This window comes from Specibacter cremeus, assembly GCF_003946885.1.
Taxonomy (GTDB): domain Bacteria; phylum Actinomycetota; class Actinomycetes; order Actinomycetales; family Micrococcaceae; genus Specibacter; species Specibacter cremeus.
In genome coordinates this window covers 3,123-27,185 of sequence record NZ_RWKQ01000041.1, presented here as the reverse complement: position 1 = coordinate 27,185, position 24,063 = coordinate 3,123, and the positions used below count along the sequence as shown (strand labels likewise).

Below are 24,063 nucleotides of genomic sequence, written 5' to 3'. Positions count from 1 at the left end.
AACCACTACTCGCGGATCAGGGTCAGAGGCGCCATTTTGTCCGGCCTACTTGACGTGTGCCGATGGTAAGGAGTAGCTTACCGTTCGTGGACACTTACCAAGTTGATGATGGGTGGGAAGCCCTCGGCGATCGCACCAGACGCGCCATCATCGAGTGCTTGGCCGAGCGCCCGCGGGCCGTCGGCGAGCTCGCCGCCCAGCTACCCGTGAGCCGGCCTGCCGTATCCCAGCACCTGAAAGTCCTCAAGGACGCCGGCCTTGTCATCGAGCACGCGGCCGGCACTCGTCGGATCTACCGGCTCAACCCGGCCGGGGTGGGCGCGCTGCGCGATCAACTCGACACGTTCTGGAACCGAGCACTGACCGCATACAAGGGTGTCGTCGAACAACCAGTTGAGGAGAGAACATGACCGAGACAGCGACCGCGGTGGTTCGCCGGGAGATCGTCGTCGAGGCGCCGATCGAGCGCGCCTTCACAGTGTTCACCGAGCGATTCGGTGATTTCAAGCCGGCCGAGCACAACTTGCTCGACGCTCCCATCGCCGAAACCGTGTTCGAGCCCAGGGTCGGCGGTCACATCTATGACCGCGGCCTCGATGGCAGCGAGTGCCGATGGGCCCGGGTACTGGCCTACGAGCCACCCGACCGTGTCGTGTTCAGCTGGGACATCGGTCCGCAATGGCAGCTCGAGAGCGACCCGGAGAACACGAGCGAGGTTGAGGTGCGGTTCGTCGCCGAAACCCCGCAGCGCACACGGGTCGAATTGGAGCACCGCCACATCGACCGGCACGGACCGGGCTGGCAAGCCGTCAGCGATGGTGTCGCGGACGACGCCGGATGGCCGCTGTACCTTGCCCGGTACGCCGCCCTGATCAGTGAGGGCAGCTAAATGCCGCCGATCACGACTACCACGGAGGTCAACAGGTCGGCAACAGACGTGTTCGCCTACGCCACCGACCCGACTCGATTCTCGGAATGGCAGACCGGTGTTGTCAGCGGTCACATGATCGAACCGGGCAACCCCAGCGTGGGGACGCACTGCCTGACCACTCGGCGCATCGGCTTCGCCAACCGCCCGAGCACGTCCGAAGTCGTGCATATTGATCCACCCAGGACGTGGGGCGTGCGCGGCATCGATGGACCCATTCGGGCCCTTGTCGACATCACCGTCGAGCCCATCACAGCCAATCGATCCCGGCTGACCATCGCCGTGGATTTCGAAGGCCATGGCATCGGAACCCTCCTTATCCCATGGGTCGTCCGCCGTGATGCCCGAAAGGAAATGCCTACCAACCTTGCGGCCTTAAAGCAGCGCCTCGAACGTCACGGTGACGCCGCGACACACTGACTCAGGTGGTGGAGCCATGGGTGCTGAAAGAGAGCGCGCTACATGCCGATGACTTGCAGGCATTGGCCGATGCCTCGTCCACCCCATCGAGACACGGCTGCACGATCGTTCGGGGCGGGGGCTGCTTCGCGACTCGTGGCCACAGTTCACCACACTGGCATAGACTGTGGGAAGGAAGGATCGAACACTGTGAACCTCAAGGAACGGCAGATGGCCCAGAAGCGGAAAACGATCGTCTTCGACTCGGTCGGTGATTGGATCAGCGCCCGGAGACCATCGTTCACGGAAGCCGAGCTGGCCTCCGCCCTTGAGGAGCAGGTCAGGGAGCCAGATACCGTTCAACTGTCGGCTGGTGACGCCAAGTTTTGGGCGGAGCACTCCGGCATTGTGCGCCACGCCGGCCAGGTGGCCGGTGCGACCGCGCACAACGCCGTTAGTTCCGTGGTTATGGATGCTTCAGCCCTCAGTGCCGGCGACGTCGCCCAACTCTTGGGCCTCTCGGCTTCGACGGTTCGCCACTACAAGGCCTCCGGCAAGCTCTACTCCTATGAGCGCCGCGGCCGACTCCATTTCCCGATATGGCAATTCGGGAAGGAATCAAGGCAAGTCATCCCCTCCCTTTCCGCAGTCTTGAACGTCCTACCGGCCCATGCCCACCCCCAGACCATTTCGGGGTTCTTCCTGACTCCGCAGCCGGACCTCGTGATTGACGGGCAACCCGCGTCGGCCAAGGAGTGGCTGGAGGCGGGCGGTGACGCGTCGACCGTCGTTGAGATTGCCGCCGACCTGGCCGCCGGGTACTGATGGCAGACCAGTACCCGCCCGGCCTCGACGAGTTGAACGACGTGGGCGCCGCAACGGTTGCGTTGCCGCAAGGTACCGTGATGTGGCGCATTCACAACACCACATCGGCATTTGTGCTGCCCTGGAACCAGCTCCGAACGTGGGGCCCGGTGGCCAGCTCACGGTGGGAGCCGCACCCGCTCCCACCCGCCGACTACGCCCCGTTGGGCTCCGCGTATGTCGGCCGGGACGTTCTCACGTGCCTGGCCGAGGTGTTCCAGCTGACGCGCTTCGTTGACGTTGACGCCGGCGCACCATACGTTACGGGCTTCCGGTTGGCGCGGGACCTGGTGCTGGCCGACCTCACCGGGGAATGGCTGCTGCGTGCGGGTGGATCAGCACAGATCATTTTCAAGGAAAAGGCACGCACGAATGCCTGGGCCCGAGCCATTCACGGGGCGTTGCCCGACCTCGACGGACTCGTCGCCCCCTCGGCGGTCCTTGGCGGCCACGACGTCGTCTCACTTTGGACCGCGGCGGCGTTCCCGTCCGCCCCGGAAATGTCGGTGCCGCTGAACTCGCCGGCCATCATCGCCGACATTGCCGCGGCGGCCCGCAGCATCCGCTTCGGGAGCAACGTTGTCCTTTGACCGACGGTGATCAGATCCCGCATGCGGCCTCGCACAGCGGCACCGTGACCGCGCAGCAGGACCGTTTGCATCGACGTCGTTCATTGCCTGCAGCGACAGGCGGCCCTGCTACAGCCAGTGGTGGAACATCGGGTGCAGCATCTGCGGGCCGGTGACGGGGTTGATGCGCGACCGTGCCGCGCCGTCGACTCCGAGGCGGACGTGTACCTGTGGGTGACCAAGCGGGCCGGCCGGTCCGGCCGCACCGGCAGCACCCTCGGCACGCTCATTTGCGCCAAATTCCACTGCTCGGCCAACGTGCGCGGCTGAGCCGATCGAGTGTGCTCAGGCCTTACGCAGCCGGGAATCCATCTCCTCGACGAGCCTCCTCGCGACAATAAGAAGTTGAGCGGCTTTTCCCTCGCCGATCAAAATGGCGCTGTATTGGGTCGTCGTCTTCGCATCGAGCAGACGCTTCAATTGCGCCACGGCACTGGCACCTTCCGGACCGCATCTGCGCAGAAGTACAATTGCTTCTGCATGACTCTCCCCCGCGGCCACCTCGAGCTTCGACATACGCACCAGCCGGGCGGTCACGCTACACTCCTGATCAGTGCCCGAATGTCCGGTCCGGCCGAAACGGTGCGCGCCTCGCGCCGCCATGACGCCACGAGCGGGTCGTCGGCCCGGACAAGGCGATTGAGGCCGACAAGCGACAGGTCGACGATCTCGACGTTGTTCCCCGTGGCGGCGCCCACCCGGTCATGCAATGCGCTCAGTGTTTGTTCTTGGGCGCGTTCGTCAACGGCGTCGCCCCAGACGAGAAGGACATCGAGATCGCTGTCCGGCACGGCTTCCCCGCGCGCGAACGAACCATAGACGGCCGCCGCCGTCGTTTCGCCCGCGAACTGCCGGACGGTGTCCCCGATGAGGTGCTCCACGAGCACCGGTGCCGCCAACATCCGTTCAAAACCCGGCCAGAGAACGTGGTCTCGATTCAACGAATAGAGGTTGGCTCGCCCTGCGCGCCGGACGGCGGCAAGTCCGACCGTTTCGAGGCGGGCGAGGACGCGCTGGGTGCTCCCAAGCGGCACACCGGAAAGCTCGCTCAGCCGTCGTCCAGTCAGCCCGTCGGGGACCATGGCCAGCCGTTGCAGCACCCTGGAAGTGTTCCGGCCCACGAGATCGTCGGCGGGATGGGACAGGTCCATGCCGCACCTCCTTTGACCCAAATATAGCTCATATGAACACATCCTGGTTCATATGGAGCCGTTCAGCACCGTGCGACGTCCTCATTGGCTGCCGCGGGCGCGACGGCGGCACCGAAGGTGAGCCGGCCAGCGCACCCGGGTGCCGCCGTCGTACGCGCCGTGTCGGTGACCCCACGTAGCATGGTCACAGCAGTCAGGAGGACCATGGACTACTTCGCAATCAACGCCCTGCGTGAGACGCACGCGGGCTGGTCGCTGTTGCGCGCCCAGCACGCGCCGCTGGCGCTGGCATTCTTCATGACCGCGTTCACCGACCGCAACGAGCGCAACCTCGGCCGGCAGGACCTCATCGACGCGTTGGACGACGTCCTGTTCGCGCTGCGCGACTCCCTCGGCGAGGACCGGTTCCCGCGCTCCGCCGGCGAGTACCTGGACGACTGGGCCGAGCCGGACAAGGCGTGGCTGCGCAAGTTCTACGTGGACGGCCGGGACGAGCCCGTCTACGACCTCACCGCCGCCACCGAGGACGTCATCCGCTGGGTCGAGTCGCTGCGCGGCCGGGACTTCGTGCCCACCCAGTCGCGCCTGTCCAGCATCTTCAACCTCCTGAAGGCCCTGGTCCACGGCTCCGAAACGGATCCGGAAGCCCGGCTGGCCGAACTGCAACGCCAGCGCGATGACATCGACGCGCAGATGGAGCGCATCCGCTCCGGCGAGATCCCCGTCATGGGCGCGCCCGAGGCCGTGGACCACTTCCACCAGCTGACCGGCCAGGCCAAGGACCTGCTCGCCGACTTCCGCGAGGTCGAGGCGAACTTCCGGAAGCTGGACCGCAACCTGCGCGAACAGATCTCCATGTGGGAGGGCAGCCAGGGCGACCTGCTCGAGTCCATCTTCTCCTCGCAGCAGGACATCAGCGGCTCCCTGCAGGGCCGCACGTTCCAGGGCTTCTGGGACTACCTGATGTCGCCGCAGCTGCGCTCCGAGCTGCACGACCTGCTGGAGCGGGCCACGCGCATCGAGGCGCTCGCGCAGCAGGAGGGCCTGCAGTCCATCACGTCGATACAGAAGGACTGGCTGCCGGCCGTCGAGCAGACCCAGGCCACCGTGCGCGCCCTGTCGGCGCAGATCCGCCGCCTGCTCGACGACAAGGTTTTCCTCGAGAACAAGCGCATCATGCAGCTCATCCGCAGCATCGAGTCCGGTGCGCTCGCCGTTCGGGACGCCCCGCCGAGCGGCCCGTTCGCCGTGCTCGACGGGCAGGACGTCCCCGTCGCCTTGCCGTTCGAACGCCCGCTCTACGAGCCGAGCCGCCAGGTCGCCATCGACGACGCCGTCGACGTCGCCGAGGACCTCGACGTCGACGCCGAGGCGCTCTTCGACCAATTCCACGTGGACGCGCGCAGGCTCGAGACCAACATCGACGCCGTGCTGGCCGATGCCGAACAGGCCACGCTGGCCGACGTCACGGACGCGTTCCCGCTCAGCCAGGGCCTGGCCGAGATCGTCACATACTTCCAGCTGGCCACCGAATCCACGTGGGCCGCCATCGACGATTCGAAGTCCCAAACCCTGTCCTGGACCCTGCCGGACGGCAGCCTGCGCGAGGCGACCGTCGACCAAATCATCTTCGTGAGGCCCTCATGACCACCACCGAATCCGCCCTCCCCCTCGTCGTCACCAAGCTGTTCAAGGGCGTCGTGTACCGCGAAGGCGACGAGAAATTGTGGCAGTCGCTCACCGAGCTGTCCGCCCAGGCGCGCGATCACGTCGCCGTGCTCGGCCTGGAGCTCGTGCTCGACGACACCGAGGGCTATGCGTTCCTGCGCTCGCGCCCGGATGCCGATCCGGACCTGCCCCGGCTCATCCCCCGCCGCCAGCTGACCTTCCACGTCAGCCTTCTGCTGGCCCTGCTGCGCGCCCGGCTGGCCGAGTTCGACCAGCAGAACAGCGAGACCCGGCTCATCATGACGGCCGAGGAGATCGGCGACATGGTCTCCGTCTTCCTGCCCGAATCCAGCAACGAGGCCCGCATCCTGGACCAGCTGGCCGCCAACATCAAGAAGGTCACCGAGCTGGGGTTCCTGCGCAAGCTGCGCGGCACCGAGGCCACGTATGAGGTGGCCCGCATCCTCAAGGCCTACGTCGACGCCCAGTGGCTGGAGGAGTTCGACGCCCGGCTCGCCGACTACCGCACCGCCCTTGGAGGGGAGAAGTCATGACCACGCAGGCAGGCCTGTTCAGTCTGGAGGACATCACCGAGAACGACGCCGGCACACCGCCGGGCTTTCGGCTGCACCGTTTGGAGCTGCTCAACTGGGGCACGTTCGACAAGCAGGTGCGCACGTTCCGGCTCGACGGGGCGAACAGCCTGCTCACCGGCGACATCGGCTCCGGCAAGTCGACCGTCGTCGACGCCGTCACCACGCTGCTGCTGCCGGCCAACCGGATTGAGTACAACAAGGCCGCCGGCGCGCAGAAGAAGGAACGCAGCCTCATGTCGTACGTGCGCGGCTTTCACAAGAGCGCGCGCAGCGGCATCGGCGACACGTCCCGGCCCGTCGCGCTGCGCGGCCCCGGCACGTTCACCGTCGTGCTGGGCGTGTTCCACAACGCCGCGCTGGGCAAGTCGGTCTCCCTGGCCATCACGCTGTGGGCCACGCAGGAGGCCGGCCAACCGACCCGGTTCTACTCGATCGCCGAGGGCGAGCAGTCGATCAAGGCCGACTTCTCCGACTTCGGCACGGACCTGGTGAAGCTCAAGCGGCGCCTGCGCGCCTCCCCCGGCGTGAGCGTCTACGACGTGTTCGACAAGTACGCGGCCGCGTTCAAGCGCCACTTCGGCATCGGCTCGGCCCAGGCCATGGACCTGTTCCACCGCACGGTGTCCATGAAGCAGGTGGAGAACATCACCCACTTCGTGCGCACCAACATGTTGGAGGAGGACGACGTCGCCACGCGCATCAAGAACCTGCTCCACCACTTCGACGACCTGAAGCAGGCCCACGACGCCGTGCTGCGGGCCAAGGACCAGATCCGGATGCTCGAACCCATCCGCGACAACGCCGCCCGCCACCACGCCCTGACCGCCGACTACGAGAGCGCCCACAGCCAGCGCGAGCAGCTGGCCCCGTGGTTCACCACCCGGAAGCTGGCGCTGAGCGAGGCGCACCTGGCCGAGCTGGGGCGCACGGCCGTTCGCATTGCCGGCGAGCAGTCCACGCTGGCCGCCGAGGCCGGCCGGCTGGGTCGTGAACTGGCCGATCTGCGCGATGACATCCGCAACAGCGGCGGGGGCCGGATCGCCGCCATCGAGGCCGACCTGGCCCGCATGGCGCTTGAATCCGGCGCGCAGCGCGAACGCTACGCCAGCTACACGGAGGCGGCCACGGCATTGGGTCTGTTCGCCCCTGAGGACCAGGTGGTGTTCGACGCCAACGCCGCCGCCCTGCCCGGCGTCGAGGCGCAGCTGGCGGCCGACAACACCGAGCTCCAGGGCCAACGCACGGCCCTGGACCGGCAGCGCTCGGAGGCGGCCGAGCAGGCCGCCGAGCACAAGGACGAACTCAAGAGCCTGCTCAACCGGGCCAACCTGCTGCCGTCCTGGTTGATAGCGCTGCGCCAGCGGCTGTGCGCCGGGACGGGCATCGCCGAGGCCGACCTGCCGTTCGCCGGCGAACTGCTGCGCGTGCGCGAATCCGAGGCGGCGTGGGAGGGCGCGGCGGAGCGGACGCTGCACGGCTTCGCCCAGTCCCTGCTCGTCACGACCGAGCACTACCCGGCCGTCAGCGACTGGGTGGACGCCAACAACCTGCGCGCCCGGCTCGTCTACCTCAAGGTCGCCGACACGCCGGCCGCACGCCCGGCCGCCGCAGACACGCTGGCTTCGAAGATCGCCATCAAGCCCGGCACGCCGCTGCGCGAATTCCTGCTCGACGAGCTGGGCCGGCGCTTCGACCACCACTGTTGCGCCGACATGGCCGAGTTCCGCCGCCATCCCAAGGCCCTGACCATCAACGGCCAGCTGAAGAGCGGCGGCGGCCGGCACGAGAAGGACGACCGCAAGGCGCTCACCGACCGCTCCACCTTCGTCCTCGGCTGGGACAACCACGACAAGATCGCCCGCCTGCGCGCCGCGCTGGAGGAGGCCGAGGGCCACGCCCGCACCGCCGCCGACGGGCTGGCCCGCATCGACGCGCAACTGGGCGAGCTGGGCCGTTCACAGCGCCTCATCGGCACCATCGCCGCCGTGGCCGACTTCGCCGGGGTGAACTGGCGCGCCACGGCCCGCACCATGACCGAGCTGGCCGAGGAGAAGGCCACCCTGGAGTCCTCCAGCGACCTGTTGCGCGACCTCACCGCCCGCGAGGCCGCCACCGCCGCCCGGCTCTCGCGGACCGAGGACAAGCGCACGGACCTGGACCGGCGCATCGGCGCCAACGACGCGGAGATCAAGGCCATCACGGAGCAGATCGCCGACTGCCGCCAGTCGCTGGCCGAAACGCCGTTGAAGCACGACGACGTCATGGTGGCGCAGTTGGCCGCGCTCGCCGAGGCGGCACTGGAGTCGGGCACGCTCACCTACAAGAACACGGCGAAGGTCGAAAGCCGGGTCCGCACGAAGCTGACGGACGCCATCGACGCGCTCGCCAAGCAGGTCAGCCGCGCGGCCGAGACGACCGTCCGGCTCATGGCCGACTTCCGCAACAAGTACCCGGCCGAGACGACCGACCTGGACGCCTCGCTGGAGGCGGCCGGCGAGTTCACGGCGATCCTGCAACAGCTGGTGGACAACGACCTGCCCCGCTTCGACGAACGGTTCAAGCAATCGCTGACGCAGAACACCATCCACGAGATCGTGGCGTTCAACGCGTTCCTCGACGCCCGCAAGCAGGACATCGTCGCCCGCATCGGGGAGATCAACGAATCCCTGGCCGGCATCGAGTACAACCCGGGCCGGCACATCCAGCTCGAGCCGCAGGCCACCACCGACGCGGAGGTGCGCGAGTTCGGCGTGGACCTGCGCGGCTGCTCGGAGGGCACGATCGGCGCCCAGGAGCAGTACTCGGAGCAGAAGTTCCTGCAGGTCGAGCGGCTCGTGGAACGCTTCCGGGGCCGCGAGGGCCTGACGGCCCTGGACGAGCGGTGGACGGAGAAGGTCACGGACGTGCGCAACTGGTTCACGTTCTCCGCCTCCGAACGCTGGACCGAGACCGGCGAGGAACACGAGCACTTCACCGATTCGGGCGGCAAGTCCGGCGGGCAGAAGGAGAAGCTGGCGTACACCATCCTGGCCGCCGCCCTCGCCTTCCAGTTCGGCATCGCGGCCGGGGCCGGCAATCAGCGCAGCTTCCGGTTCGTGGTGATCGACGAGGCGTTCGGGCGTGGCTCGGACGAATCGGCCCGGTACGGGCTCGAGCTCTTCGCCCGGTTGAAGCTGCAGTTGCTCATCGTCACTCCGCTGCAGAAGATCCACGTGATCGAGCCATTCGTGGCCAATGTCGGCTTCGTCGCCAACGAGACCGGCGCCGACTCGCAGCTGCGCAACATGACCATCCACGAATACCGGGCCGAGCGGGAGCGCCGTGGCCGGTAGCGGACGGGCCGGTTGGACCACGCCGGCGGGGCTGCGCGAGGCATCGCTGAAGGCGTGGAACCGTGGCGAGCTGCTGCGTGAGGCGAGCACGCCCACCGGGCTGTACCCCCGCCGTCGTCCGCTGCGTCACCCCACGGCCACGGCCCTGCGCGACGACTACGCGGTTGCGCGCGCCTGGGCCGCGTCATGGCAGGTTCCCGGAAAGGGGTTCACGTTGGAGCACATAACGCTGGGCGCCACGACGGTCGGGGCGAACACGATCCCGTGCGCGGCCGTGTTCGCCGACGCCGCCGCCGAGATCGCGTTCGCCGGCAAGGGCGCCGAGGCGGCCCGGTTCACCGCACTGGCCGCGGAGCTGGCGGCCGTGCACCCGGAGCTGGCCGGCTGGGCGCAGCGCAAGCCGCTGGCGCTGCTCAAGCACGGGCCCGCGGCGCCGACGGCCGCGCGCGTGGCCGTCTGGATGGTGGGCCATCCGACGCCGGGCATCTACCTGCGCCAGTTGGCGCTGCCGGGCGTACACACGAAGTTCGTGGAAAACCACCGCGGGCTGATCGACGAGTTCGTGGCCGTCCTCGCCCCGGAGCGGGCACTGCCGGCCGGCAACTACGCGCGCCGGCACGGCTTCTTGGCCGTGCCGGAGCGGGTGCGCATCCGCGTCCTCGACCCGGCGCTGGCGCCGATCCCGGGCGTGCTCGACCTCGAGGTGACGGCGGACGCGTTCGCGACGCTGGACCTGGCCGTGGACCGGGTCATCGCCACCGAGAATCTGGTGAACTTCCTGGCGCTGCCGCCGCTGCCCCGGACGGTCGCGCTGTACGGCGGCGGGTACGGCTTCGAGGCGCTGCGCGCCGCCGACTGGTTGCGGCGGTGCGGGGTCCTGTACTGGGGCGACCTCGACACGCACGGCTTTCACATCCTGGACCAGCTGCGCGCCGGCCACCCGCACGTGCGCAGCGTCCTGATGGACGGGGAGACGCTCATGGCGCACCGCGACTTCTGGGGCGTGGAGGCCACCCCGACGCACGCCGCGTTGACCCGGCTGACCGCGGATGAACTCGACGTGTACACAGCCTTGCGGGGCAACGTCCACGGCGACCGGGTGCGCCTGGAACAGGAGCACATCCGGTGGGACTATGCGCTGGAGCGGCTCACGGCCCGCCCGGCCAACGAGTGACCGGCCGCAGGGTCAACCCTTCGGCTGGGGCGGCCGAATGTCGCGGAATGCCGCCAGCAGCCCGTCGCGCGTTGATTCGGACAGGTTTTCCGGTGTCACCGACCCCAGCACCTTGAGCGTTTGGCGCATCTGGTCCAGATAGGCGTCGCAGCCCGGGCACAAGGCCAGATGCTCGTCGACGAGCCGGGCGGTCCGCTCGTCCAATCCGCCGTCGAGATAGTCGGAGACAAGCTCCACGATCTCCTTGCATGTCAGCGCCGACTCACTCATGGGTGCACCTCCCCGCGGCCGTAGTAGTCCTCCAACAGCTGACGCAGCCGGGCCCGACCGCGATGCAGCAGCACCCGCTGGTTGCCGGGACTGATACCGAGGATCTCACACACCTGGTCGACTCCCAGGCCGTCGACGTCACACAACGCGACAACGGTTCGCTGCCGGTCCGGCAACTCGTCAAGGTACCGCGTCACCAGCCGGCGCGCCTCACCATCGAGCGCAAGCTGCTCGGGACTCCAGGGCACGGGAGCACCCACCTCGGTCCACCCGCCGCACCAGGGGTCGCCCGGACCCCTGAACCGTGCGGGATCGACGGCGCCGTTCCCGTCGTCGTCAATCTGGGACCAGGGCAGCTCCTTCGCCTCGACCGCACCGCGCCGCCGCCCGACGTTGCGGGTGATCGCCAGCACCCAGGTGCGCAGCGACGAACGCCCCTCGAAGGCCTCGAGTCCGCGGCACACCCCCAGCCACGCCTCCTGGACCACGTCCTCGGCCGAGGCGCGGTTGGAGACGAACCCGCGCGCAATGTGCAGCATCAGCGGCGAATAGGCGGCCACGATCTCGGCGAACGCCGTCTCATCCCCGGCCAGCAGCCGGCCCACCAGGGCCAGGTCCGCGCCGGCCCCGGACGCCACCCCGGGGCTCAGCCCGGGCACCGGACGGCCGTGGTGTAACGACTCGATGCGGCGGCGCACTGATCCTGCAGTGAAACCATCTTCCGAGGAGATCACATGTTCACCCACCACACAACCATCAAGGCCCTGCTGATCGCCGCCGTCGCGCTGGTCACGGGCTTTTTCGCCGTCGGGCCGGCCACGGCCGCGACCCCGCAGTCGCCGCCCGCGTCGGCCGGCGCCGTGTTCGTCCAGAACAACGGCGGTGCCGGCAACTCCGTCACGGTCTACGACCGATCGCCCGGCGGCACACTGGCGCGGGCCGGGACCTACCCCACCGGCGGGCGGGGCGGCGCCGAGGTCAGCGCCGTGGTGGACCCGCTCGCCTCGCAGGGGTCCCTGACGTATGACCGGCCCCATCACCTGCTGTTCGCCGTCAACGCCGGCAGCGACAGCCTCTCCACTTTCGCGGTGCGCGGCGACCGGCTGCAGCTGCGCGAGATCCTGCCCTCCGGCGGGGAGTTCCCGGTCTCCGTGGCCGTGTCCGGCCACCTGGTCTACGTCCTCAACGCCGGCGGCGAAGGGACTGTCAGCGGCTTCCGGGAGTTCGACGGCGTCGTGGTTCCGTTGTTCGGCTCGACCCGCACGCTGGGCCTGGGCAACGCCGCGATGCCCGCGTTCTTGGCCGCCCCCGCCCAGGTGGCGATCAGCCCGGACCGGGCGCACCTGGTCGTGGCGACGAAGTCGCACAACACGCTGGATGTCTTCGGCCTCGGCCGGTTCGGCGAGCCGTCCGCGGTACCGGTGGTCAACGCGTCGGCCGGCGCCGTGCCCTTCGCGCTGACGTTCGACGCCAACGCCCGGTTGCAGGTGGCGGAGGCGAGCGGCAGCGCGTCGTCCTATGTCATCAACGGGAACGGGAGCCTGGCACTGGTCTCCGGGCCGGTGGCCAACGGCCAGGCGGCCACGTGCTGGTCGACGACCGCCCGCGGCTACCTGTACGCGGCCAACGCGGGCAGCGCCACCATCACCGGCTACCGCGTCGGCCCCGACGGCTCGCTGAGCCTGCTCGAAGCCTCCGGGATCGCCGCACGCACCGATGCCGGCCCGGTCGACATCGCCGCCACGGCGGACGGTCGCTACCTGTACGAGCAGGCGACCGGCGCCGGGGCGATCGACGAGTTCGCGGTGGCCGCGGACGGGTCGCTCACGCGCATCGGCGCCATCACCGGGCTCCCCGCCAACAACGGCTCCGGGGCGGAAGGGATCGCCGTGTCCTGACAACACCCACGTGCCCGGACCGGCGGCAACATCGCCGTCGTCCGATGAAACGCCCCGGCAGGCAGCGCTCCCACCTACCGGGGCGTTACACCCGATTCGTGTACCCCTCGGGTTGAGGGCACGTCAGGCCCGGGCTTGGCTCCGCAACCACCGATGTCCGACGGCGGACACGGACAGCGAGATGGCCGCCGCCAGCAGCAACGCAAGGCTCATGTGAATGTGAAGCAGAAAAGCACCGCACGCCGCGCCGGCCAGAATGATCACGACGGCGCTTGCCCTGCGGAACCAGGGCTGGCCACGGCCACCGGCCAGCCGGGACTCCGCGGCGAGCGCGGTGAGCGTCGATGTCACCACCACGGTGGTCACGTCCTTGATGCCAATGTGCCGGGCGCCGCTCGCCTGCAGGCCCATGGCCGCACCAATCGTCGCCGCAATGCCGACACCGAGTGGCGTCTTGCCGACGGGTCCCGCCACGAGCGTCACGAATGAAAGAATCGCCAAAATCGTTCCCACCGCGGCAAAAAGCCAGCTTGCATGGATGGTCCACCCCTTGCCCGCCGCCCGCATGACGCGCCCACCGGCAACCGCTCCCAACAAGAAGCAGGCCAGGGCCAGCACCGGCCCGAGCACCGGCAGATCCTCGGCCCCGGTCAGGGCCATGCCGAGTATGACGACGTTGCCGGTCATATTGCCCGTGAACACCTTGTCCAACCCGAGGTAGCCGACGGCGTCAACTATGCCCGTGGAAAACGTCAGCGCCAGCATCATGGCGAGGGCCAGGTGCTCCGGTCGCACGACAATGCCCGGTTGGCGCGCCTTCCGGGGCCGGCTCCTGTCGGCGTCCTCGACCTGTTGATGGCCGGTCCGGATCGGGGCACTCATTCGCTGCCAGGTTCTGCGATGGCAACGACGGCGCCCTCACCATCGGCGCGGGGATCGCTGCCGGCGTCAAGGCCGCCATCCTCGGTGCGGGCAACAACGTTGGCATGCCCGATCCAGTCGGTTTGGCTTGGCACCGTTCGCAGCGGAAAGGAATCATCGCCCAGTGCAGTGACGGCCGCCGGCAGCACGTCTTCCTCGGCATAGACGGTGTCCGGCGTGTCTCCCGCCTCCTGCGCGCCGAGAATCCAGCGAGGCCGGCTCACGGCTTCCTGCGGCGAATCCCCCTGCAGCAGACCCAGCAGGATCTGGGCGTGAATCTGGGGTTGGCCTTGGCCGCCCATGGTGGCATTGACCCAGCGCAGGCTCTCACCCCGGCAAACCATGACGGGCATCAACGTGTGCGCGGGTCGCTTGCCGGGCTGGATGAAATTCGGCGAGGCCGGGTCGAGGGAGAACGACATGCCGCGATTTTGCATGATGATTCCCGTGGTCGGCTCCAACACGGCCGCACCGAATCCGTGGTAGATGCTTTGAATGAGGGAGACGGCGAACCCGTCGGAATCGGCGGCGGCAACGCCGACCGTGTCGCCCGTGGGGACGAACGGCGAGGCGAGCGCCGATTCGCTGTTGCGTGGGTACTCCAAGCTGGCGAGCAGGTCGTGGAACCCGGCGTTCTCGATATCCACCGACGCGTGCCGGGGGTCGGAGAGCAGGGACGTCCGGACGTTTATCCCATCCAGGAACAGCCGGGCGAGCAGGTTGGCACCGACGGATGCGGGATCCTTGCCGGCCAGGGCCCTCAGGGTGCGCAGTAGAAGGATCCCCTGCGTGTTGGGCGGGCTGGTGTACACCGTGTGACCTGCATAGTCGGTCGCCATGGGTGCCGTGATCTCAGCCTCGTACGTTGCCAGATCCTCAAGGGCGATGGGGCAGCCTGCCGCGCGTAGCCCAGCGACGAGCTTCGCGCCCAAGGCTCCCCCGTAGAGGGTCTCCGGGCCTTCAGCGGCGAGCTGCCGCAGGCTTCGTGCCAGTTCCGGCTGCCTGAGGGTGTCGCCGCGGCCCAGCGGCACCCCGCCAGGTTCAAACACGGCTGAAGCGCCCTGGTCCGCCCGTAACGCCGCGCTCTCTTCGATGATGGCGGCGGCCAGGGACCGCGCCACCGGAACACCGTCCTCGGCGTATCGGATGGCGGCCTCGAATTGCGCAGCCCAGTCCAGTCGCGCGCCAAAGTGGCGGATTTCCTGCCAGCCGCGGACACCCCCGGGAACGGTTATGGTGTCCACACCGCGCACCGGAAGTTTCTCGCCGTGCACCCGGACCAACCGGTTGACGTCCTGTTCTGCTGGCGCCGGACCCGTGGCGTTGACGCACGTGATCGTGCCATCGGGGGTGCGGATGAGTGCCACCAGGTCACCGCCGAGTGCCGTGTTGTGCGGATAGACCACGGTGAGGGCTGCCGCCGCGGCCAAGGCGGCGTCAAGGGCGTTGCCGCCCTTCGCGAAGGCATCCTTGCCCGCCTGGGTGGCGAGCGTATGCGGTGCGGCGATGGCGCCGGTGCCGTGGACGTCGGGGGAATTCGTCATGTTGATGAGCTTTCAGGAGGTTGGAAGACTAGAGGATCTTCGAGAGGAACGACGACGTTCGCGGGTTTTGTGGGTTGTTGAAGATCTGGTCCGGGGAGCCCGACTCGATGATCCGGCCGGCGTCCATGACAATGATCCGATCGGCGACCTCGCGTGCGAAGCCCATCTCGTGGGTCACCACCACCATGGTCATTTGGTCCTGGGCGAGCTCCTTCATCACGTCGAGCACTTCGCCGATCATTTCCGGGTCCAAGGCACTGGTCGGCTCGTCGAAAAGCATGAGTTCGGGCTTCATCGCCAAGCCGCGGGCAATGGCCACACGCTGTTGTTGTCCGCCGGAGAGGCTGGCCGGCCGCTTGTCGGCCTTGTCCGCGAGTCCAACCCGGGCCAGCAGCCGGCGTGCATCGGCAACCGCGGCCTGTTTGGGAATCTTGCGCACCCGCACCGGCGCATGCCAAATGTTCTCCAGCACACTCATGTGGGGGAACAGGTTGAAATGCTGGAACACGAAGCCGATCTCCTCGCGCTGCTTGGCAAGCGTCCGCGTCGAGTCTTCGATCAGTCGTCCGGAGTCCAGTTTCCTGTACCCCACCCGGTGCCCGTTCACGAACAGATCGCCTGAGTCGATCTGTTCAAGGTGATTGATGGTCCGCAGGAACGTCGTCTTGCCGGCACCGGATGGGCCAATCAGCACGACCACCTCGCCCCGGCGTATTTCGGTACTGACGTCGCTGAGGATGGGGCGCCCGCCCAGGGAGCGGCAAACCTTGTTCGCGCTCACCAGCACCTCGGGTGCCGCGAGGGTAGCAGGGGAATCAGGCATTTTCGGCTCCTTCCAGGACAAGCTGCTTTCGAACGCGCGGCGCAAAGACTCGTTTGAACACCGGGACGGCAGCGCTGTCGTTGCCAACTTGGGCGTTCAGCTTCCGTTCGATCAGCGCCTGCGCAAAGGCCCATATTGTCGTCAGGGCCAGGTAGTAAATCGCGGCGACGATGAGTATTTCGAACGTCTTGAACGTCGCGGAGCTAATGGCTTGGGCAACGAGGAACATCTCGCTGACGCCGATGATGCTCAGCACAGAGGTGTTCTTCATCAACCCGTTGAAGTTGTTTCCCAGCGGCGGGATGATGATGCGCATCGCCTGCGGAAGGATGATCCAGCGCATTGCGGCCCCCGGCCGCATGCCGAGAGCCATCGAGGCCTCGGTCTGGCCGCGATCGACGGATTCCAGCCCCGCCCGGACAATTTCCGCGACATAGGCGCTTTCATTGATGGTGAGACCCAAGATTGCGGCCTGGACGGCGGCCAGCAAGGAGATGCCCAGGATCGTGAGGTCCTCGAACTTGAACAGGCCGATGGCGGCGAATCCAAGGTAAATGATCATCAGCTGCACCAGCAGCGGGGTTCCGCGAACGATCCAGACGTAGATCCCGGCAACCCATCGCAGGATGGGAAACCGCGACCTTCCCATCAAGGCAATCAGTGTTCCGAGGACAAGGGCCAGGGCCATTGAGACGACCGAAATGACAATCGTCAGGATGAGGCCCGTCAGGAACGCGGGCGAGGGCGTGAGGAGACTTTGAAAGAAGAAGGTCCAGTCAAATTTCACGGTTCATTCCTTTCCTCCGGGACCGTTCGTTGCGCGGCGGCTTGACGCTGTGTCATGGGTCTAGTCCTGCAATGCCATGGCGGAGACGTTGTACTTCTTCAAGGTCGCGGCATAGGTTCCATCAGACTTCATCGACGCGAAGGCCTCCTTGATGTTCTGCTGCAGGGTTGCGTTTCCCTTGGTTACCGCCGCGCCAATCTTGATGGTTCCGAAGGGCTTCCCGGCGATTTCGAAGTTCGCGGAAGACTGCTGCTGGTAGTAGAGCACCGCCGTTGACGTACCGGCGTACGCGTCGACCTGCTTGGTCAGAACCATTTGCAACGCGCTCGGCGTGTTGTCGTTGTTGATGATTTGCAGCTCCGGCTTCCCGTCGGCGGCACACTTCTTCTGCTGATCCTCGGAGAGCAGGGCGGCCGTTGTCCCGACCGTGGACACGACCTTCTTCCCGCACAGGCTGTCGTCCATGCCCGTGATGCCCGCCGGGTTCCCGGCCGCCACGGCCACCGAGGACCCCGAGTTCATGTAGGGGACGAAGTCGACGATCTTCTCACGCGCGGGCTTGATGTAGAGCGATGACATGATCACGTCGCACTTGCTGGCCTGCAGGGCCGGGACGATGGATGCAAACTTGATGTCGACCAGGTTGAGTTGGAGCCCCAGGCGCTTCGCCACGTCCTTGGCAAAGTCAACCTCCACCCCGACGGGGTTCTTCTGGGCGTCAAAACCGTAGTTCGGCGGCTCGCCACCGCTCAGGCCCATGCACACGCCAAGCGTGCCGGCCTTGGCGATGGCGGGTGTGGACACCTTGGCGTTGGCCGCCACGTCACCGGATGCGGGCGCACCGCTGCAGCCGGCCGCCAGCAGGGCCACGATGGCCGTCGCGGCGGCCAGGGGGACAGACTTGAACTTCTTTGTTCTCAGCACAGGAGACTCCGATGTCTTCTAGACGGATGGTAGGACCAGCAACATGTTGGAGATTTGCCGCTATGGGGATAGTAGTGTCCCCGAACGGGCTTGTATAGCCCTATTTTTTTCGGCCAGAGAGTGCGGTATGCTCCAGCCAGATGCTTGGCACGGTGACGTGAGAATAGACCATTGGTTGGACCAAGAGAGGGAGAGATGGACTGGGGCTCATTGCGAACTACGGCGTTGAACCGACCTGATTCGCTGGCGCTTACCCTCGAACGCCTCATCCTGTCAGGGGAAGTCGGCGGCGGCTCCAAGTTCCCTCCCGAGCGTGAACTTGCCGCCGAGCTCGGCGTGTCGCGGACCTCCCTGCGGGACGCCCTTCGTGCGCTGGAACTGAAGAATTTCATTGTGCGCAGCCCCGGCACGGGAACGGTGGTTGTCGACCCCCGGCAATCTCCACAGGCGAATGTCATCGCGTCGGGCCTCGATGTCGAGTCGGCATCGTTGGCGCAGGTCATGGACGTCCGGGCCTGCATCGAGCCACCGGTCGCGGCCAGGGCGGCCGCCAATGCGACACGCCTGGAGGTCATTCAGCTCCAGCGGTTGGTCGAGGAAATGCACCTGAACCAGACGCCGAAGCAATTTGCCGAGCTGGACAGGGTCTTTCATCGTGCGATCGCTCTCTACACACACAATCCGTTGCTGCCACGATTGCTGGATCGAATCACCGAGATCATTGAGGTCAGCCGCAGCGACGGCTACCTGACCCCGGCAAGGCAGCGTTCATCGATTGCGGAACATGCGGCCATCGTCGATGCCATCGCGGCCAAGGATCCAGTCCGGGCCCACGAGGCCGCCGAACGGCACATCGAATCGATCCAAAAGCGCATAGGCGCTTTGGACGACTGAGTACGACCGCCTGAGGGTCGGTAAATGTGATGCGACCGGCACCCGGGCGAGCCAACCGGCCCGCCCGGGTGCCGCCGTCGGCCCTCAACAAAGTCAGGCCTTGGTGACCTCGACATTCACGGGCGTCGGGTTGGCAACGAGATCGAGCACGGGGGCAGTGCGTCCACGGCACGGCGCAGATCGTCGTAGCGCTCCCTGGTCTCGGGTCCCGAGACGGCAACCTTCAGGCGGACTGCGGTGAAGCCGGGGCGGACGTCAATCGTGCGTTCGCGGTGTCCTGCCGATCCGGCGGTCCAAAACCCGCCGCCCATGTCCAGCCGGGCTGCGTCGAATCGTCACCTGGGGCAGCCCACTACAGCGACGGGGGTTGCCGCCCGGGCGTATCGAGTGTTCGATACATCGGGGTGAGCGATGCCCGCACCCCGATCTATCGATCACTCGATGGATCGGGCAGGGAAAGCGTCACCCCAGTGAACCGCCCGGCCCGGACAGCCCCATGAACATGGTCCGGTGCAGGATGTCGACATGGTCGTGGGCGATCTGCACGGCCCCGCGCACATCGTTGCCGGCCAGCGCCTCGACCAGCCGGAGGTGGTCCTTGTTCGACTCATGCAGCCGGTCGATGGGGTACGGGATGAAGTAGTCGTACAGGTCGCCCAGCGCCTCCAGGTAGGCGTCCACCTCCGCACCGAGTCCGGACGCGCCGGCCACCAGCCGGTGGAACCGCTCGTCGGCCTGATGGTACGCGGACCAGCTGCCGGCGGCGGCCATCTCGGCGACCAGCCGCCGAAGCTCCGCGATCTGCGTGGCCGTGGCATTGAGCGCCGCAAAATGCGCCACGGCGCATTCGCCCAGCAAGCGCCGGTCGACCAGCCGATGGACGTGGCCGAAGTCGGCCTGCGCCGGCGCCAGCGTTGCCAGCACGTCGGTCGGCGGCCGGTCGGCGACGAACGTGCCGCCGCCGCGGCCGCGCCGACGAACGACGACGCCGTCCTCGGCCAGGCTGGTCAGCGCGCGCCGGGCGGTGATCGGGCTCACCGAGAGGCCCAACGCCACCTGGTCCTTGTCCGGCAGCCGCTCCCCCGGCCTGAGCAGGCCGAGCTGGATGGCCGTGCCGATGCGCAGCCGCACGGCCTCGATGGCACTCACCCGGTCAATGCCGGCGAGCGCCGCATCGCCAATCGGCGAGGGCTGTCCTCCGGCGGGGGCGTCGATGCTCATACGGCCACTCTACGAGTTAGCCCCCAACACTTCCACTAATAGATCAATATGATCTATTATTGGTGAATCGCACCACAGCCGCCGGAGGAACTCCATGTCACGCATCCTGTCCGTCGTTGCCGTCCAGGCCCCGCCGCGGCTCATCGGCGAGCCGCTGGCGGCCTTCGCGGACCAGGTCCGCGACACCATCACCGCCGCCCCCGGCGCGCAGCTGCTCGTGTTCCCCGAACTGCACCTGTTCGGCGACGGCACCCCGGACCTCCAACGCACCGAGGCGCTGCGAGACGCCGCCGAACCCCTCGACGGGCCCCGCGTCGCCGGCCTCGCCGCCATCGCCCGCGACCTGGGCATCTGGCTCATTCCCGGCAGCGTTTGCGAGCTCGGGCCGGCCGGCCGGCTGTTCAACACCCTCGTGGTGCTTTCGCCGGAGGGGGAACTGGCCGGGTACTACCGGAAGGTCTTCCCCTGGCGCCCGTTCGAACCCTACGAACCCGGCGACCGGTTCGTGACCGTCGACCTGGCCGGGATCGGCCGGATCGGGCTGAACATCTGCTACGACTCCTGGTTCCCGGAGGTCTCACGCCAGCTGGCCTGGATGGGCGCCGAGGTCATCGTCAACGTCGTCAAGACCACCACCCCGGACCGCGAGCAGGAACTGGTCCTGGCCCGGGCCAACGCGATCGTCAACCAGGTGTTCATGGTCAGCGTCAATTGCGCGGCGCCGACCGGCCAGGGCCAGAGCCTGGTCGTGGACCCCGAGGGCCATGTCATCGCCGCGGCCGGCACGGCGGAGCCGGCCCTGCTCACCACCGAACTGGACCTCGCCGCCGTCGAACGCGTCCGCCACCTCGGCACGGCCGGGTCCAACCGGATGTGGTCCCAGTTCCACGCCGGCGAACCCGCCATCGAACTGCCCGTCTACCAGGGCCGGATCGACCCGGCGACCTGGCACCCGTCCCAGCCCGATTTCACCGACAGGAGTCAATGATGACCACCCCACCCACCCTTGTCCGCACACTGAAGCTGCCCTCACTCGTCCTGTTCGGGCTGGCCTACCTGACGCCCTTGATCGTGTTGGGCATCTTCGGCGTCATCGCCGAGGCCACCCACGGGGCCTCCCCGTCCGCCTACCTGGTCGCCATGGTCGCCATGCTGTTCACGGCGCACAGCTACGGGCGCATGGCCGTCACCTACCCGGTGGCAGGGTCCGCCTACACGTACGTGCGCAAGTCCATCGACCCGCGCGTGGGCTTCCTGGTCGGCTGGGCGATCCTGCTGGACTACCTGTTCCTGCCCATGGTCATCTGGCTCATCGGCGCCTCCTACCTCAGCGCCCAGTTCCCCGGCTCCCCCATGTGGGTGTGGATCGTCGGGTTCATCGTCATCACGACGGTGTTGAACGTCCTGGGCATCAAGGTCGCCGAGAAGGCCAACTATCTCCTGATGGCGTTCCAGCTGCTCGTGATCGCGATCTTCGTGGCCCTCTCGATCGCCCACGTGGTCGGCGCCGCCGGCCCGGGCGCGCTCGTGAGCACCGCCCCGTTCGGCAGCGCCGCCGCGGGCATCGGGCCCATCACGGCCGGCGCCGCGATCGCCGCCTATTCGTTCCTCGGCTTCGACGCGGTCACCACGCTGACCGAGGAGACCATCGAACCGCGGAAGAACATGCCGCGGGCCATCATGCTGATCGCGCTGATCGGCGGCGGCATCTTCATCTTCGTCTCCTACTTCACCCAGCTCGTCCACCCCGGCGGCATCTTCGCCGACTCGGCGTCCGCCGCCGGGGAGATCGCCCTGCAGATCGGCGGCACGCTGTTCGCCGCCGTGTTCCTGGCCGGCCTGGTCGTGGCCCAGTTCGCCTCGGGGCTGGCCGCGCAAGCCAGCGCGTCACGGCTGCTGTTCGCCATGGGCCGCGACTCCGTCCTGCCCAAGGCCGTGTTCGGGCGCCTGAACGCGCGGTTCCACACCCCGGTGGCGAACATCGTCATCGCCGGCGTGATCGGCCTGATCGCCATCTTCCTGGACGTGGCCACCTCGACGTCGTTCATCAACTTCGGCGCGTTCACGGCGTTCACCCTCGTGAACATCTCCGTCATCTTCCACTATGTCCGGCGGCGCCGGGCCGGTGAGATGCTGAACCGGATCAGCTACGTCGCCGTCCCCGCGATCGGCGCGGCGATCTGCGCCTTCCTGCTGCTCCAGCTCGACATCAACGCCATCGCGCTGGGGCTCTCCTGGCTGGTCGTTGGCATAATCGTCCTGACGACCATCACCCGCGGCTTCAAGGTCGCCCCGCCGGAGATGGCGGCCACCGAGGAAGCCGTCGTCTAGCACGCGGGAAAGGAGGGGAACACCATGCGCATCGCGTTGGGGCAGCTGGCCTCGGGGACGGACACGGCCGCCAATCTCGACGCCATCGACGCCTTCACGGCCGGGGCGGCGGCGGCCGGCGCCGACCTGGTGGCGTTCCCGGAATACGCCACCTATGAGAAGAAGGCCATCGACGGCACCTTCCCGCAGGTCGCCGAGCCGCTGGACGGCCCCGTTGGGGCCCGGCTGGCCGCCACGGCCCGCCGGCACGGCATCGCGCTCGTCGCCGGCGTCGTCGAGCAATCACCGGATCCCGCCCGGGCCTACAACACGCTCGCCGCGTTCGACGCCGCCGGCACGCTGTCCGGCGCCTATCGCAAGATCCACCTCTTCGACGCGCAGGGCTTCCACGAGTCCCGCCACATCGCCCCGGGCCCGTCCACCCGGCCGGTCGTGTTCACCGTGCACGGCGTGCCGGTGGGGCTGATGGCCTGCTACGACCTGCGGTTTCCCGAGCAGGCCCGGATGATGTCCGACGCCGGTGCCCGGCTTGCGCTGGTCTGCGCGTCGTGGGTGCCCGGCGAGGTGAAGACGCGGCAGTGGACGACCCTGCTGGCCGCGCGCGCCATCGAGAACGGCATCTACGTCGCCGGCGTGTGCCAGGCCCCGCCGGTGTCCGTGGGGCACTCCCTGGTGGCGGACCCGATGGGCACGGTTCGCACGGAGCTGGGCGGCGAGGTGGGTCTGGCTTTCGCGGACGTGTCCATGGCCGAGGCCGAGGACGTGCGCGACCGCTTCCCGATGCACCGGCAGCGGCGCATCGACTAGTACTACGGTCACGTTTATGGGGGTGTGCCTGCGGGTCTTGTAGTGGTGATGCCTCGCGCGTTGCTGGTGTCGTCGGCGCCAGGTTGAGTGTTTCAGGACTTCTTCGGGGGCGGTGGTCCGGTGTCGGACCTGGCCCGGAGCACTTCTCGTATTTCAACCACGCTGACCTCCCTGAATCCCATCCCCATAGACCTCCACGTCGACGACGCTGACGTGGTGATCAAACAGGCCGTACCGCCTGGTACGATTCGAAGATCGTCTCCATCGTTAGATCACTGGTTGAGTCGGTACGTCCAGGAGGCGTTCTACGGCGGCCCAGCGGTTCTCGGTGCCGGCGGTCGAGGCGCGGCGTGCCCCGTATGGGGAGCTCTCGGTAGTGCCCGAGTTGGAGCGTCGTCCCTTTGCCGGATTAGGCCGCGATGGCCCCGGCAGAGGGACACGCCTACTCTGAGAACGGAGATTCCTCTACTGGTCGTCTAACGCTGCTGTTGATTCGAAGCCCCGCACCCCGCAGCTCGGCGGCGAAGCGTCGCAACTCCCCACGTGTCTGGTCCGGTTTGCCTTTCGAGAACGTGTGAGAGTGGTCATGTGGGCTGCGAAGTCGCAGCGTTGTTTCGGTGTTGGTTTTGATCGTCCATCCTTGGGCAAGGGCGTTGTCACACACCAGTTCAATCTCACGTTCTAGAGCCCGACGCCCGGGCAACGTGCCCGAGGGAGGCACCTCATGACGGGGCCCATGCGCCTTAACCTGCTGCTCGATGGCCAAGACTGCCTCGTTCAGAGCAGCCCGAAGGTTTTCGTCGGTTCGAGTTATGAACGGCAGCCGGGTCAGTCCCTGAAGATCCGACGGAAGCTTGAGTTCCGAGCCGCCGGTGGCCAACAGATACGTACGACGTCTTCCA

At 67.4% G+C, this 24,063-nt stretch carries 26 protein-coding genes; 15 read left to right on the top strand and 11 right to left on the bottom strand.

Features of this window, described 5'->3' with window-relative positions; translation table 11 throughout:
* Positions 1-86: 86 nt before the first annotated feature.
* The 6 genes from EJC77_RS15175 (at position 87) to EJC77_RS21155 (ending at position 3,090) form a co-directional block, all read left to right on the top strand.
* Positions 87-410 carry an ArsR/SmtB family transcription factor gene (locus EJC77_RS15175; protein ID WP_205787391.1) on the top strand — a complete coding sequence of 108 codons (324 nt, stop codon included), beginning with the start codon at positions 87-89 and terminating at the stop codon, positions 408-410.
* Entirely contained in the window at positions 407-889 is a 483-nt protein-coding gene (locus EJC77_RS15170) for an SRPBCC family protein (RefSeq protein ID WP_125614400.1), read from the top strand. Before EJC77_RS15175 ends, EJC77_RS15170 begins: the two co-directional genes overlap by 4 nt.
* Positions 890-1,348 (top strand): SRPBCC family protein, encoded by a 459-nt coding sequence (locus tag EJC77_RS15165; protein WP_125614397.1) that lies wholly within the window; start codon positions 890-892, stop codon positions 1,346-1,348. It begins immediately after the preceding gene.
* A 189-nt stretch (positions 1,349-1,537) separates the two neighbouring features.
* The gene (locus EJC77_RS15160; protein ID WP_125614394.1) at positions 1,538-2,152 is read left to right on the top strand and encodes a MerR family transcriptional regulator; all 615 of its coding nucleotides are present in this window, start codon (positions 1,538-1,540) and stop codon (positions 2,150-2,152) included.
* Positions 2,152-2,781, top strand: coding sequence for an RES family NAD+ phosphorylase (locus EJC77_RS15155; protein WP_125614391.1), 630 nt, complete (start codon positions 2,152-2,154; stop codon positions 2,779-2,781). The genes EJC77_RS15160 and EJC77_RS15155 overlap by 1 nt, the downstream gene beginning before the upstream one ends.
* A 132-nt stretch (positions 2,782-2,913) precedes the next feature.
* Positions 2,914-3,090, top strand: a complete 177-nt coding sequence (locus EJC77_RS21155) for an FBP domain-containing protein (protein ID WP_420820324.1) — start codon at positions 2,914-2,916, stop codon at positions 3,088-3,090.
* Between the two features lie 15 nt (positions 3,091-3,105).
* Here EJC77_RS21155 and EJC77_RS15145 read toward each other — a convergent pair whose 3' ends face one another.
* Together EJC77_RS15145 and EJC77_RS15140 are read right to left on the bottom strand one after the other, a co-directional pair.
* Positions 3,106-3,357 (bottom strand): hypothetical protein, encoded by a 252-nt coding sequence (locus EJC77_RS15145; protein WP_125614385.1) that lies wholly within the window; start codon positions 3,355-3,357, stop codon positions 3,106-3,108.
* Positions 3,354-3,971: a nucleotidyltransferase domain-containing protein gene (locus EJC77_RS15140; protein WP_164520447.1), complete on the bottom strand. Its 618-nt coding sequence runs from the start codon at positions 3,969-3,971 to the stop codon at positions 3,354-3,356. Before EJC77_RS15140 ends, EJC77_RS15145 begins: the two co-directional genes overlap by 4 nt.
* Positions 3,972-4,175: 204 nt before the next feature.
* Between EJC77_RS15140 and EJC77_RS15135 the strand changes: the two genes are divergently transcribed.
* Genes EJC77_RS15135 through EJC77_RS15120 form a run of 4 tightly spaced genes read left to right on the top strand, consistent with a single transcriptional unit; the run spans position 4,176 to position 10,741 of the window.
* Positions 4,176-5,618 carry a DUF3375 domain-containing protein gene (locus EJC77_RS15135; protein ID WP_164520446.1) on the top strand — a complete coding sequence of 481 codons (1,443 nt, stop codon included), beginning with the start codon at positions 4,176-4,178 and terminating at the stop codon, positions 5,616-5,618.
* Complete coding sequence (locus tag EJC77_RS15130) at positions 5,615-6,193, top strand: DUF4194 domain-containing protein (protein WP_125614376.1); 579 nt, start codon at positions 5,615-5,617, stop codon at positions 6,191-6,193. The genes EJC77_RS15135 and EJC77_RS15130 overlap by 4 nt, the downstream gene beginning before the upstream one ends.
* Entirely contained in the window at positions 6,190-9,567 is a 3,378-nt protein-coding gene (locus tag EJC77_RS15125) for an ATP-binding protein (RefSeq protein ID WP_125614373.1), read from the top strand. The genes EJC77_RS15130 and EJC77_RS15125 overlap by 4 nt, the downstream gene beginning before the upstream one ends.
* A complete protein-coding gene (locus EJC77_RS15120; protein ID WP_125614370.1) occupies positions 9,557-10,741 on the top strand; it encodes a Wadjet anti-phage system protein JetD domain-containing protein in 1,185 nt (394 codons plus the stop codon). The genes EJC77_RS15125 and EJC77_RS15120 overlap by 11 nt, the downstream gene beginning before the upstream one ends.
* A gap of 12 nt (positions 10,742-10,753) precedes the next feature.
* Here the strand turns inward: EJC77_RS15120 and EJC77_RS15115 are convergent, their stop codons facing one another.
* Together EJC77_RS15115 and EJC77_RS15110 are read right to left on the bottom strand one after the other, a co-directional pair.
* Positions 10,754-11,011 carry a zf-HC2 domain-containing protein gene (locus tag EJC77_RS15115; RefSeq protein ID WP_205787389.1) on the bottom strand — a complete coding sequence of 86 codons (258 nt, stop codon included), beginning with the start codon at positions 11,009-11,011 and terminating at the stop codon, positions 10,754-10,756.
* Positions 11,008-11,709, bottom strand: a complete 702-nt coding sequence (locus tag EJC77_RS15110) for an RNA polymerase sigma factor (RefSeq protein WP_205787387.1) — start codon at positions 11,707-11,709, stop codon at positions 11,008-11,010. The genes EJC77_RS15115 and EJC77_RS15110 overlap by 4 nt, the downstream gene beginning before the upstream one ends.
* Before the next feature lie 36 nt (positions 11,710-11,745).
* Here EJC77_RS15110 and EJC77_RS15105 point away from each other — a divergent pair, with 36 nt between their 5' ends.
* Complete coding sequence (locus EJC77_RS15105) at positions 11,746-12,909, top strand: lactonase family protein (RefSeq protein WP_125614368.1); 1,164 nt, start codon at positions 11,746-11,748, stop codon at positions 12,907-12,909.
* A gap of 123 nt (positions 12,910-13,032) precedes the next feature.
* Here EJC77_RS15105 and EJC77_RS15100 read toward each other — a convergent pair whose 3' ends face one another.
* The 5 genes from EJC77_RS15100 to EJC77_RS15080 all read right to left on the bottom strand — a co-directional run bounded on the left by EJC77_RS15100 (position 13,033) and on the right by EJC77_RS15080 (position 17,908).
* Complete coding sequence (locus EJC77_RS15100; RefSeq protein ID WP_125614365.1) at positions 13,033-13,677, bottom strand: YoaK family protein; 645 nt, start codon at positions 13,675-13,677, stop codon at positions 13,033-13,035.
* 110 nt (positions 13,678-13,787) lie between these two features.
* Entirely contained in the window at positions 13,788-15,374 is a 1,587-nt protein-coding gene (locus tag EJC77_RS15095; protein WP_125614362.1) for a gamma-glutamyltransferase family protein, read from the bottom strand.
* 28 nt (positions 15,375-15,402) lie between these two features.
* Positions 15,403-16,158: an amino acid ABC transporter ATP-binding protein gene (locus tag EJC77_RS15090; RefSeq protein ID WP_240630282.1), complete on the bottom strand. Its 756-nt coding sequence runs from the start codon at positions 16,156-16,158 to the stop codon at positions 15,403-15,405.
* Between the two features lie 31 nt (positions 16,159-16,189).
* Positions 16,190-16,984 (bottom strand): amino acid ABC transporter permease, encoded by a 795-nt coding sequence (locus EJC77_RS15085; protein ID WP_125614359.1) that lies wholly within the window; start codon positions 16,982-16,984, stop codon positions 16,190-16,192.
* Between the two features lie 60 nt (positions 16,985-17,044).
* Positions 17,045-17,908, bottom strand: a complete 864-nt coding sequence (locus EJC77_RS15080; RefSeq protein WP_125614356.1) for an ABC transporter substrate-binding protein — start codon at positions 17,906-17,908, stop codon at positions 17,045-17,047.
* Positions 17,909-18,103: 195 nt separating this feature from the next.
* Here EJC77_RS15080 and EJC77_RS15075 point away from each other — a divergent pair, with 195 nt between their 5' ends.
* Positions 18,104-18,802 carry a FadR/GntR family transcriptional regulator gene (locus EJC77_RS15075; RefSeq protein ID WP_125614353.1) on the top strand — a complete coding sequence of 233 codons (699 nt, stop codon included), beginning with the start codon at positions 18,104-18,106 and terminating at the stop codon, positions 18,800-18,802.
* 462 nt (positions 18,803-19,264) lie between these two features.
* Here EJC77_RS15075 and EJC77_RS15065 read toward each other — a convergent pair whose 3' ends face one another.
* On the bottom strand, positions 19,265-20,023 hold the full coding sequence (locus EJC77_RS15065) for a FadR/GntR family transcriptional regulator (RefSeq protein WP_125614350.1): 759 nt from the start codon (positions 20,021-20,023) through the stop codon (positions 19,265-19,267).
* Between the two features lie 94 nt (positions 20,024-20,117).
* Between EJC77_RS15065 and EJC77_RS15060 the strand changes: the two genes are divergently transcribed.
* From EJC77_RS15060 to EJC77_RS15050, 3 genes are read left to right on the top strand one after another with little or no spacing between them, the layout of a single operon-like run.
* Positions 20,118-21,011 carry a carbon-nitrogen hydrolase family protein gene (locus tag EJC77_RS15060; RefSeq protein ID WP_125614347.1) on the top strand — a complete coding sequence of 298 codons (894 nt, stop codon included), beginning with the start codon at positions 20,118-20,120 and terminating at the stop codon, positions 21,009-21,011.
* A complete protein-coding gene (locus EJC77_RS15055) occupies positions 21,011-22,354 on the top strand; it encodes an APC family permease (protein WP_125614344.1) in 1,344 nt (447 codons plus the stop codon). Before EJC77_RS15060 ends, EJC77_RS15055 begins: the two co-directional genes overlap by 1 nt.
* 24 nt (positions 22,355-22,378) lie before the next feature.
* A complete protein-coding gene (locus EJC77_RS15050) occupies positions 22,379-23,161 on the top strand; it encodes a carbon-nitrogen hydrolase family protein (RefSeq protein WP_125614342.1) in 783 nt (260 codons plus the stop codon).
* 442 nt (positions 23,162-23,603) lie between these two features.
* On the opposite strand, the gene EJC77_RS20780 is transcribed toward EJC77_RS15050, so the two are convergent.
* Positions 23,604-24,063 (bottom strand): hypothetical protein (locus EJC77_RS20780; RefSeq protein ID WP_205787385.1); only part of this gene is annotated, 460 nt, incomplete at its 5' end.

Coding starts and splice junctions, on each gene's coding strand:
- EJC77_RS15170 (WP_125614400.1), top strand. CDS start 407: ATGACCGAGACAGCGACCGCGGTGGTTCGCCGGGAGATCGTCGTCGAG.
- EJC77_RS15165 (WP_125614397.1), top strand. CDS start 890: ATGCCGCCGATCACGACTACCACGGAGGTCAACAGGTCGGCAACAGAC.
- EJC77_RS15155 (WP_125614391.1), top strand. CDS start 2,152: ATGGCAGACCAGTACCCGCCCGGCCTCGACGAGTTGAACGACGTGGGC.
- EJC77_RS15140 (WP_164520447.1), bottom strand. CDS start 3,971: ATGGACCTGTCCCATCCCGCCGACGATCTCGTGGGCCGGAACACTTCC.
- EJC77_RS15135 (WP_164520446.1), top strand. CDS start 4,176: ATGGACTACTTCGCAATCAACGCCCTGCGTGAGACGCACGCGGGCTGG.
- EJC77_RS15130 (WP_125614376.1), top strand. CDS start 5,615: ATGACCACCACCGAATCCGCCCTCCCCCTCGTCGTCACCAAGCTGTTC.
- EJC77_RS15125 (WP_125614373.1), top strand. CDS start 6,190: ATGACCACGCAGGCAGGCCTGTTCAGTCTGGAGGACATCACCGAGAAC.
- EJC77_RS15115 (WP_205787389.1), bottom strand. CDS start 11,011: ATGAGTGAGTCGGCGCTGACATGCAAGGAGATCGTGGAGCTTGTCTCC.
- EJC77_RS15105 (WP_125614368.1), top strand. CDS start 11,746: ATGTTCACCCACCACACAACCATCAAGGCCCTGCTGATCGCCGCCGTC.
- EJC77_RS15100 (WP_125614365.1), bottom strand. CDS start 13,677: ATGATGCTGGCGCTGACGTTTTCCACGGGCATAGTTGACGCCGTCGGC.
- EJC77_RS15095 (WP_125614362.1), bottom strand. CDS start 15,374: ATGACGAATTCCCCCGACGTCCACGGCACCGGCGCCATCGCCGCACCG.
- EJC77_RS15075 (WP_125614353.1), top strand. CDS start 18,104: ATGGACTGGGGCTCATTGCGAACTACGGCGTTGAACCGACCTGATTCG.
- EJC77_RS15065 (WP_125614350.1), bottom strand. CDS start 20,023: ATGAGCATCGACGCCCCCGCCGGAGGACAGCCCTCGCCGATTGGCGAT.
- EJC77_RS15060 (WP_125614347.1), top strand. CDS start 20,118: ATGTCACGCATCCTGTCCGTCGTTGCCGTCCAGGCCCCGCCGCGGCTC.
- EJC77_RS15055 (WP_125614344.1), top strand. CDS start 21,011: ATGACCACCCCACCCACCCTTGTCCGCACACTGAAGCTGCCCTCACTC.
- EJC77_RS15050 (WP_125614342.1), top strand. CDS start 22,379: ATGCGCATCGCGTTGGGGCAGCTGGCCTCGGGGACGGACACGGCCGCC.